Origin of the sequence: Streptomyces huiliensis (assembly GCF_020037025.1) — a bacterium.
In the GTDB taxonomy this organism is placed as follows: domain Bacteria; phylum Actinomycetota; class Actinomycetes; order Streptomycetales; family Streptomycetaceae; genus Streptomyces; species Streptomyces huiliensis.
Map to the genome: position 1 here is coordinate 1 of NZ_JAIQLH010000116.1, position 9,110 is coordinate 9,110.

9 protein-coding genes and 1 pseudogene are annotated in these 9,110 nt (G+C 74.4%); all 10 read left to right on the forward strand.

Annotated elements, in window-relative coordinates:
- Window positions 1-1,009: pseudogene (gene lepB / locus JNW98_RS20720) on the forward strand (signal peptidase I); the annotation flags it as partial.
- 4 nt (window positions 1,010-1,013) lie between these two features.
- Window positions 1,014-1,985: a signal peptidase I gene (gene lepB / locus JNW98_RS20725; RefSeq protein WP_263421027.1), complete on the forward strand. Its 972-nt coding sequence runs from the start codon at window positions 1,014-1,016 to the stop codon at window positions 1,983-1,985.
- Between the two features lie 154 nt (window positions 1,986-2,139).
- Window positions 2,140-2,910, forward strand: a complete 771-nt coding sequence (gene lepB / locus JNW98_RS20730; RefSeq protein WP_223769773.1) for a signal peptidase I — start codon at window positions 2,140-2,142, stop codon at window positions 2,908-2,910.
- Window positions 2,903-3,409, forward strand: a complete 507-nt coding sequence (locus tag JNW98_RS20735) for an NUDIX hydrolase (RefSeq protein WP_223769768.1) — start codon at window positions 2,903-2,905, stop codon at window positions 3,407-3,409. Before lepB (JNW98_RS20730) ends, JNW98_RS20735 begins: the two co-directional genes overlap by 8 nt.
- A 39-nt stretch (window positions 3,410-3,448) precedes the next feature.
- A complete protein-coding gene (locus JNW98_RS20740; RefSeq protein WP_004944840.1) occupies window positions 3,449-3,757 on the forward strand; it encodes a DUF2469 domain-containing protein in 309 nt (102 codons plus the stop codon).
- Window positions 3,758-3,850: 93 nt separating this feature from the next.
- Window positions 3,851-4,210 (forward strand): YraN family protein, encoded by a 360-nt coding sequence (locus JNW98_RS20745; protein ID WP_223769769.1) that lies wholly within the window; start codon window positions 3,851-3,853, stop codon window positions 4,208-4,210.
- Window positions 4,210-5,853: a YifB family Mg chelatase-like AAA ATPase gene (locus JNW98_RS20750; protein WP_223769770.1), complete on the forward strand. Its 1,644-nt coding sequence runs from the start codon at window positions 4,210-4,212 to the stop codon at window positions 5,851-5,853. Before JNW98_RS20745 ends, JNW98_RS20750 begins: the two co-directional genes overlap by 1 nt.
- A 38-nt stretch (window positions 5,854-5,891) precedes the next feature.
- Window positions 5,892-7,109, forward strand: a complete 1,218-nt coding sequence (gene dprA, locus JNW98_RS20755) for a DNA-processing protein DprA (protein ID WP_223769771.1) — start codon at window positions 5,892-5,894, stop codon at window positions 7,107-7,109.
- Window positions 7,110-7,410: 301 nt separating this feature from the next.
- The gene (whiG, locus tag JNW98_RS20760; protein WP_223769772.1) at window positions 7,411-8,247 is read left to right on the forward strand and encodes an RNA polymerase sigma factor WhiG; all 837 of its coding nucleotides are present in this window, start codon (window positions 7,411-7,413) and stop codon (window positions 8,245-8,247) included.
- Window positions 8,248-8,366: 119 nt separating this feature from the next.
- The gene (locus JNW98_RS20765) at window positions 8,367-8,921 is read left to right on the forward strand and encodes a TetR/AcrR family transcriptional regulator (RefSeq protein WP_223769774.1); all 555 of its coding nucleotides are present in this window, start codon (window positions 8,367-8,369) and stop codon (window positions 8,919-8,921) included.
- Window positions 8,922-9,110: the final 189 nt, after the last annotated feature.

The window sequence follows — 9,110 nt, forward strand, 5'->3', positions numbered from 1 at the left end:
GGCGGCGCGGCGGCGGGCGGCGCGGCGGGTGCTCCGGAGCCGGCGGCGGTCCCTGGCCACCGAGGTGCCCGTCCTGCTGGCGGTGGCGCTGTTGATCGCCCTGGTGCTGAAGACGTTCCTGGTGCAGGCGTTCGTCATCCCGTCCGGCTCCATGGAGCGGACGATCCGGGTCGGCGACCGGGTGCTGGTGGACAAGCTGACGCCCTGGTTCGGCGACCGGCCGGCCCGGGGCGACGTGGTGGTCTTCAAGGACCCGGGCGACTGGCTGGGGACGGCGGAGGACCAGGGGCAGGGGTCGGCCGGGGTGCGCGCGGGACGGCGGGTGCTGTCGTTCGTCGGGCTGCTGCCCTCGGCGGGGGAGCAGGATCTGATCAAACGGGTGGTCGCGGTCGGCGGGGACCGAGTCAAGTGCTGTGACGCGAGCGGCAAAATCATGGTCAACGGTTCGCCGGTCCGCGAGCCGTACGTGCACCCCGGAAACCCGCCGTCCGAGCTGCCGTTCGACGTACGGGTGCCGCGCGGGCGGCTGTTCGTGCTCGGCGACCATCGCTCCGACTCGGCCGACTCGCGGTTCCACCTCTCCGATCCCGGGCACGGTACGGTCCCGGAAGACCTGGTCATCGGCCGTGCCATGGTGATCGCCTGGCCGCCGGGGCACTGGCGCCGGCTGTCCGGGAGACCGGACGCGGCGGGTGGTCCCGACGGGTGAGCCGTCCGGTGGGGTCCGTCCCGAAGCGCGCGGACGTTCCGGGGCAAGCGGGGTGAACGGGATGTTCCGGGCCCCGACCCCTGTGGAACTCCCGCTCGTTAAGGGAGTGGCGGGCCCGCGGCGAACGGCGGCGGGCGACAGCGCGGAGTGAGGAGTGGATGTGGGGGATGTGGCGGTCGGCGCCCGGTCTGGCCACGGAGAGCCCGAGAAGCGCCCGGACGGTGCCGGCGAGCCGGCCGCGGGGACGCCGCCGGAGGGGTACGCCCCTCCTTCGTCTCCCGCGCCCCACGGGCCCCATGAGGCCCTGTCGCACGAGGGTCCGTCCCACGAGGCCCCTGGAGGACCGCCGCCACCGGAGGAACCGGGCGGCCCCCGCCCGTCGGGCCGGGCCCCGGACGGGCCGGTGGAGGGGCCGACGGGTGGTGACCTGCCGGCCGGCGAGCGGGACTCCGGACAGTCGGGGGCGCCCCGGAAGGGCGGCAAACCGGGCAGGTCCGGGAAGCAGCGGTCCTTCTGGAAGGAACTGCCGATCCTGGTCGGCGTCGCGCTCATCCTCGCGCTCTTCATCAAGACGTTCCTGGTCCAGGCGTTCTCCATCCCGTCCGAGTCGATGCAGGACACCCTGCAGCGCGGCGACCGGGTGCTGGTCGACAAGCTCACGCCCTGGTTCGGCGCCGAGCCCGAGCGCGGCGAGGTGGTCGTCTTCCACGACCCGGGCAGCTGGCTGCGGGACACCCCGGGCGAGGAGTCGGGGCCGGTGGGCAACGGGGTGCAGAAGGTCCTCAGCTTCGTCGGACTGATGCCCTCCGCCGGCGAGAAGGACCTGATCAAGCGCGTCATCGCGGTCGGCGGCGACAAGGTCGAGTGCAAGGGCGGCAACAACCCCGTCGTCGTCAACGGCAAGGCGCTCGACGAGCCGTACATCTTCCCCGGCGACACCCCGTGCAGCGACAAGCCCTTCGGGCCGATCACCGTGCCCAAGGGCAAGCTGTGGGTGATGGGCGACCACCGGCAGAACTCGATGGACTCGCGCTGGCACCAGGACGAGGACGGCGGCTTCGTGCCGGTGGACGACGTCGTCGGCCGCGCGATCGTCGTCGCCTGGCCGCTGAACCGCTGGGCGACGCTGCCCGTTCCCGACACCTTCGACCAGCCCGGGATCGGCAAGGCCGCCGCCGCGGCGCCCCCGGCGCTGGGCCTCGCGGGCGCCGTCCCGCTGGTGCTGTGGCGCCGCCGCCGACTCCTCGCGTCCCGCGCCGCCGCCGCACGGGACTGACGGCGGGTCCGGCCTACCGGACCGACGGCGGGTCCCGGCCGCCCGACCTGGGGGCTGACGCCGCTCGCGTACCGCGGGTAGGGTGCGATTCCGTGCCCCGGCGAGGGCGGCGGTTCGTCCGCGGGCAGCGGATTCTCTAGGGGTGGGGGACGCGATGGGCGGAGTGGAACGCGGCGGTCCGGGACGTGCCGGCAGGCTGGTGTCCGGAATCGCCGTGGCCCTCGGCGCCGTCCTCTTCCTCGGCGGCTTCGCTTGGGCGGCCCTCGTCTACAAGCCGTACACCGTCCCCACCGACTCCATGGCGCCGACCATCGCCGTCGGCGCCCGCGTCCTCGCCCAGCGGATCGACGGCGACGACGTCCGCCGCGGGGATGTGGTCGTCTTCCACGACAAGGTGTGGGGCGACATGAACATGATCAAACGCGTGGTGGGGGTCGGCGGCGACACCGTCGCCTGCTGCGACCGGCAGGGGCGGATGACGGTCAACGGCACCCCCGTCGAGGAACCGTATCTGCACGGCGGCGGCCCGGCCTCCAGCGGCTTCTCCGCCACCGTGCCCAAGGGCGACCTCTTCCTCCTCGGCGACCACCGCGCCGACTCCGTCGACTCCCGCTCCCACCTCGGCAAGGACCAGGGCGCGATCCCGCGCGACGCGGTGAGCGCCCGGGTGGACGCCGTGCTCTGGCCGGCGGGCGACCTCGGCGTGCTGTCCCGACCCGCCGCGTTCGACGCCCTGCCCGGCGGGACGTCGAGCCCCGGCCCGGTGCGCGCGCTGGCCGTCGCCGTCGTGGCGGGGGCGGCGCTCATCCTGGGAGGTGCGGCGTACGGTCCGCTCGCCCGCCTGCTGACGCGGCGGAGGACCGCCGACGGGACGTCCGACGGGACTTCCGGTGGTACGGGAAAGGCGGTGGCACCCCATGGCTGACGCGGCACGGACGGAGGGGGCCCTGCGGCGGGCGGCCCGCGTCGTCCTGCTGGACTCCCGGGACCGGATCCTGCTGCTGCACGGCTTCGAACCCGCCGACCCCGGACGGACCTGGTGGTTCACCCCGGGCGGCGGGCTGGAGGGCGACGAGGACTGGGAGGCGGCGGCCCGCCGCGAGCTCGCCGAGGAGACCGGGATCACGGAGATCGAACTCGGCCCGCCGCTGTGGCGGCGCACCTGCTCGTTCCCCTTCGACGGCCGCCGGTGGGACCAGGAGGAGCGCTACTACCTGGCCCGCACCCGGCAGGCCGGCGCCTGGACCGGCGGCGGGACGGAGCTGGAGCGCCGCAGTGTGACCGGACTCCGCTGGTGGACCTGCGGTGAACTCCTCGCCACCCATGAGACGGTGTATCCGACCAGGCTCGCCGAGCTGCTGAGCACGCTGCTCCGAGACGGTCCCCCGCAGGTGCCGGTGCGCCTGGAGACGGAACGCGCCTGACGCACAATGGGGGGACGCACGGCTGAAGGGGAACATGCCATGAGCGCCGAGGACCTCGAGAAGTACGAGACCGAGATGGAGCTGAAGCTCTACCGGGAGTACCGCGACGTCGTCGGTCTGTTCAAATACGTGATCGAGACCGAGCGGCGCTTCTACCTGACCAACGACTACGAGATGCAGGTCCACTCCGTCCAGGGCGAGGTCTTCTTCGAGGTCTCGATGGCGGACGCCTGGGTCTGGGACATGTACCGGCCCGCCCGCTTCGTCAAACAGGTGCGGGTCCTGACGTTCAAGGACGTCAACATCGAGGAGCTCAACAAGAGCGATCTCGACCTTCCGAGTGGCTGAGTTCTCCACAACCGGCGGGTTGTCCACAGGATTCGACCAAGATCCCCCACATCCTCCCGGAGGCCGCACCGTCGGTCCCGGGAGGTGGTGCGGATGGACGCGCGACGGGCGCTCGGGCGCTACGGGGAGGACCTGGCGGTACGCCGGCTGACCGAGGCCGGGATGACGGTGCTGGCCCGCAACTGGCGGTGCCGCGACGGTGAGATCGACGTGGTCGCGCACGACCGCGACGCGCTGGTCGTGTGCGAGGTGAAGACCCGCAGGGCGGGGCCCTACCAGCATCCGATGGCGGCCCTCACGGCCGTCAAGGCCGAACGGCTGCGCCGGCTCGCGGGCCGCTGGCTGGAGCGGTACGGCGGCCCGCCGCCGGGCGGGGTCCGCATCGACCTGGTCGGGGTGGTGCTCCCGGAGCGGGGCGCCCCCGAGGTGCAGCACGTCAGGGGGGTGGCGTGATGGGCTTCGCCCGTACCTGCTCGGTCGCCCTGGTCGGGGTGGAGGGGGTGGTGGTCGAGGTCCAGGCCGACCTCGAACCGGGCGTCGCCGCCTTCGCCCTCGTCGGACTGCCCGACAAGAGTCTCTCCGAGAGCCGTGACCGCGTGCGTGCCGCCGTCGTGAACTCCGGGGGCGAGTGGCCGCAGCGCAAGCTGACGGTGGGGCTGAGCCCCGCCTCCGTGCCCAAGGGCGGCAGCGGCTTCGACCTGGCCGTGGCCTGCGCCGTGCTGGGGGCCGCCGAGCGGATCGACCCACGGCGGATCGCCGACCTGGTGATGATCGGCGAGCTGGGCCTCGACGGCCGGGTCCGCCCGGTCCGCGGCGTCCTGCCGGCCGTCCTCGCGGCGGCGGACGCCGGCTACCGGCAGGTCGTCGTCCCCGAGCGCACGGCGGCCGAGGCGGCGCTCGTCCCCGGCGTCGCGGTGCTCGGCGTCCGCAGCCTCCGCCAGCTGGTGGCGGTCCTCACCGACGAGCCCGTGCCCGAGGAGGAGGACCCCGGTCGGGACGGCCGGCCCGACCCGCTGCTCGCCGGACTCGCGGTGCCGGGCGCGGGCCAAGGCGTGGGCGCGGGTGCGGTTCCCGGCGGGAGCGACGGGCACGCGCCCGACCTCGCCGAGGTCGCGGGCCAGCACCGGGCGCGCCGGGCGCTGGAGGTGGCCGCCGCCGGGCGGCACCACCTGTTCCTGCTGGGCCCGCCGGGCGCGGGCAAGACCATGCTCGCCGAGCGGCTGCCCGGCCTGCTGCCGCCGCTCACCCCGTCGGAGTCGCTGGAGGTCACGGCGGTGCACTCGGTGGCGGGCACGCTCCCGGCCGGCCGGCCGCTGATCGACCGGCCGCCCTACTGCGCCCCGCACCACTCGGCGTCGATGGCCGCGCTGGTCGGCGGCGGCTCGGGGATGCCCCGGCCGGGCGCGGTGTCCCTGGCTCACCACGGAATTCTTTTTTTGGATGAAGCGCCCGAATGTTCCCCTCGCGTCCTGGACGCCCTGCGCCAGCCGCTGGAGTCGGGGCACGTGGTCGTGGCCCGCTCGGGCGGGGTGATGCGGCTCCCGGCCCGGTTCCTGCTGGCCTTGGCGGCCAACCCCTGCCCGTGCGGACGGCACGGGCTCAGCGGGGACGGCTGCGACTGCTCGCCCAGGAACGTACGGCGCTATCTGGCCCGGCTCTCCGGGCCGCTGCTGGACCGGGTGGACCTCCGGGTGACCGTCGAACCGGTGACCCGCGCGGAGCTGGTGGGGCTCGGCTCCGGCGCCGAGAACTCGGAGACGGTCGGCGCCAGGGTGCGCGAGGCCCGTGACCGGGCCGCGGCGCGGTACGCGGACACCCCCTGGCGTACGAACAGCGAGGTCCCGGGTCACGAACTGCGCACCCGCTGGCTCGTCGAGCCGGAGGCCCTGCGGGAGGCCGAACGCGACATGGAACGCGGACTGCTCACCGCGCGCGGCCTGGACCGGGTGCTCCGGGTCGCCTGGACCATCGCCGACCTCGCGTCCCGCGACCGCCCGTCGGCGGACGACGTCCGCCAGGCGCTGGAACTGCGCACCGGCGTACGGCGGGGCGTGGCGGTGGCCGGGGCGGGAGCCGGGGCCGGGGGGATGTTGTGACGGGGGAGGGGGCCGGGGGTGAGGTGGCGGGTGACGCCGTGGCCGGTTTCGGGGCCGGAGCGGCGGACGGTGGTCGAGCCGGCTCGGGGTACGACGAGGAGCGGCTGGCCCGGGCCGCGTTGACCCGGCTCACCGAGCCCGGGGACGAGACCGTGGGCCGTTGGGTGCGGGAGCTGGGCGCCCCCGCGCTGATGCGCGGGCTCGTCGGGGACGGGCCGCCGCCCAAGGGGGCCCGGGGGGAGCGGCTGGCCGGGTGCAGGGCGCGGGCCGCGAGCCTCGACCCGGCGGGCGACCTCGCCGCCGTCGCCCGGCTCGGCGGGCGGTTCGTCTGCCCCGGCGATGCCGAGTGGCCGACGCAGCTCGACGACCTCGGGGACGCCAGGCCGCTCGGCCTCTGGGTGCGAGGCCCTGCCGACCTGCGGTTGTGGGCGCTGCGGTCGGTGGCCGTGGTGGGCGCCAGGGCGTGCAGCGACTACGGCTCGCACGTGGCGGCGCTGCTCGGCGCCGGGCTCGCCGAGCGCGGCTGGGTGGTCGTCTCCGGCGCCGCCTACGGGGTCGACGGCGCGGCCCACCGCGGGGCGCTCGCCGCCGGTGGGGCGACCGCGGCCGTCCTGGCCTGCGGAGTGGACGTGCCCTACCCGCGCGGCCACGCCCAACTGCTCGACCGGATCGGGGAACAGGGCCTGGTCCTCGCCGAACTGCCGCCGGGCGGCCACCCCACCCGCAGCCGGTTCGTCCTCCGGAACCGGGTGATCGCGGCCCTGACCCGCGGCACGGTGGTGGTGGAGGCGGAGTACCGCAGCGGCTCGCTCGTCACGGCCCGGCGCGCACGGGCACTGGGCAGGCACACGATGGGCGTGCCCGGACCGGTCACCTCCGGCCTCTCGGCCGGTGTGCACGAACTGCTGCGCGAGGGCGCCACACTGGTGACCGACGCCGACGAGGTCGCCGAACTGGTGGGCGCCATGGGCGAGCTGGCGCCCGAACGCCGAGGCCCCGCCGTCCCCCGGGACCTGCTCGCTCCCGAGGCGGCGGCCGTGCTGGAAGCCGTCCCGGGCTCCGGCGGCGACCTCGCCCGGATCGCCCTGAACGCCGGGCTGAGCAGGGACACCACGCTCGGCAGGCTCTACGAACTGCACGGTCTGGGTTTCGTCGCACGCCGGGGCGACCGCTGGCGCCCGGTCGCGCGGGCGTCAACATCCGTCCCCTCCAAGCCCCTCGGACGGCGCCCCTCCGTGCGGCGAGGCGGTTCTTGACCTGGGGCGATCGGGTGAAAGGGTTAAGGACATGACCGCCAAGACCGCGGTGACCCCGGCGGCCCCGGCGCCGGGCCGCGCCCCCGCCGGGCCCCGCACGGTCCCGGGGCACGGCCGCCGGCCGAGAGCACGGCCGGTGGATCACGGCCGTGCGGACCGCCGCGTGGACCGCCGTGCGGGCCCGAGGGGCCCGATCGCTCCCCGCAGTGTCCCGGTCACGCTACGCTCACGGGATTCCGGCCATGCGGATGGATCCTGTCGCACCTGATCCACGTCACAGCAGAACGGCTCAAGACGACGAATGCCCCAGCAACCCTCCGGATCGGACCGCGCGGCGGCGCCGCCCGCGGCGCGCGGCGCCGCCCGCCCGCCCGCACCCTCGACCCTCGACGAGCTGTGGCGCTCGTACAAGGCATCGGGTGACGAAAGGCTGCGGGAGCAGCTGATCCTCCACTACTCGCCGCTGGTGAAGTACGTGGCGGGACGGGTCAGCGTCGGGCTACCGCCCAACGTGGAGCAAGCGGACTTCGTCTCCTCAGGGATCTTCGGGCTGATCGACGCGATCGAGAAGTTCGACCCCGCCCGCTCCATCAAGTTCGAGACCTATGCGATCACCCGCATCCGCGGCGCGATGATCGACGAACTCCGGGCGCTGGACTGGATCCCCCGGTCCGTCCGGCAGAAGGCGCGGGCCGTGGAGCGCGCCTACGCCACCCTGGAGGCCACCCTCCACCGGACGCCCTCCGAGGCGGAGGTGGCCGCCGAGATGGGCATCCCCATCGAGGAACTGCACACCGTCTTCAGTCAGTTGTCCCTGGCGAACGTCGTCGCCCTGGAGGAACTGCTGCACGTCGGGGGCGAGGGCGGCGACCGGCTCAGCCTGATGGACACCCTGGAGGACACGGCGGCCGACGACCCCGTCGAGGTCGCCGAGGACCACGAGCTGCGCCGGTTGCTCGCCCGGGCCGTCAACACCCTCCCGGAACGCGAGAAGACGGTCGTCACCCTCTACTACTACGAGGGGCTCACCCTCGCCGAGATCGGCCAGGTGCTCGGCGTCACCGAGAGCCGGGTCAGCCAGATCCACACCAAGTCGGTGCTCCAGTTGCGGGCCAAACTCGCCGACGTGGGACGCTGAGGAGCGGCCCGGAACCGGCCCCGGTCCGGCCCGGGCCCGCCCCGAATCGCCGCTCCGACCTCGTCTCTTTCCTCCGAGGTCCGTAGAGTGGAACCGTGCCCAGGATTCGAGCGGCCTCAGTGGCCGAGCACCGGACGATGCAGCGCGACGCCCTGCTGGACGCCGCCCGCTCCCTGCTGTCCGAGGGCGGTACGGAAGCGCTCACCTTCCCCGCCCTCGCCGAGCGCACCGGGCTCGCTCGGTCCTCCGTCTACGAGTACTTCCGCTCCCGCGCGGCCGTCGTCGAGGAGCTGTGCGCCGTCGACTTCCCCGTCTGGGCGGCCGAGGTCGAGTCCGCCATGGCGCGGGCCGACACGCCTGAGGCGAAGATCGAGGCGTACGTCCGCCGGCAGCTCGCCCTCGTCGGCGACCGGCGGCACCGGGCCGTCGTCGCCATCTCCGCCGGTGAGCTGGACGCTGCGGCTCGGGAGAAGATCCGGGCCGCGCATGGTGGGTTGATCACCATGGTGGGGGATGCGTTGGTGGCTCTCGGGCATGAGGAGCCTCGTCTTGTCGCGATGATGTTGCAGGGGGTCGTGGACGCGGCTGTCCGGCGGATCGAGCTCGGTGTGGAGGAGCCTGAGCGGGTCACCGCTGTCGCGGTGGGGATGGCGTTGCGGGGGGTGCGGGGCTGAGGCCCCGGGGTGGGTGCCCCTGTCCCGCCCCTTCGCCGTTTCCTGGGGCTGCGCCCCATACCCCCTTTGTCGCGGCTCCGCCGCTCGTCCTCAAACGCCGGACGGGCTGATATTGCCCGTCCGGCGTTTGAGGACAGCGCGCGCAGCGCGCTTCGGGGGTGCGGGGGCGCAGCCCCCGCAAGAAACGGC

Bases quoted from the DNA above. Each gene is read 5' to 3' on its own strand.
- whiG (WP_223769772.1), top strand. From the start codon at position 7,411: ATGCCCCAGCAACCCTCCGGATCGGACCGCGCGGCGGCGCCGCCCGCG.
- lepB (WP_223769773.1), top strand. From the start codon at position 2,140: ATGGGCGGAGTGGAACGCGGCGGTCCGGGACGTGCCGGCAGGCTGGTG.
- JNW98_RS20735 (WP_223769768.1), top strand. From the start codon at position 2,903: ATGGCTGACGCGGCACGGACGGAGGGGGCCCTGCGGCGGGCGGCCCGC.
- JNW98_RS20740 (WP_004944840.1), top strand. From the start codon at position 3,449: ATGAGCGCCGAGGACCTCGAGAAGTACGAGACCGAGATGGAGCTGAAG.
- JNW98_RS20750 (WP_223769770.1), top strand. From the start codon at position 4,210: ATGGGCTTCGCCCGTACCTGCTCGGTCGCCCTGGTCGGGGTGGAGGGG.
- JNW98_RS20745 (WP_223769769.1), top strand. From the start codon at position 3,851: ATGGACGCGCGACGGGCGCTCGGGCGCTACGGGGAGGACCTGGCGGTA.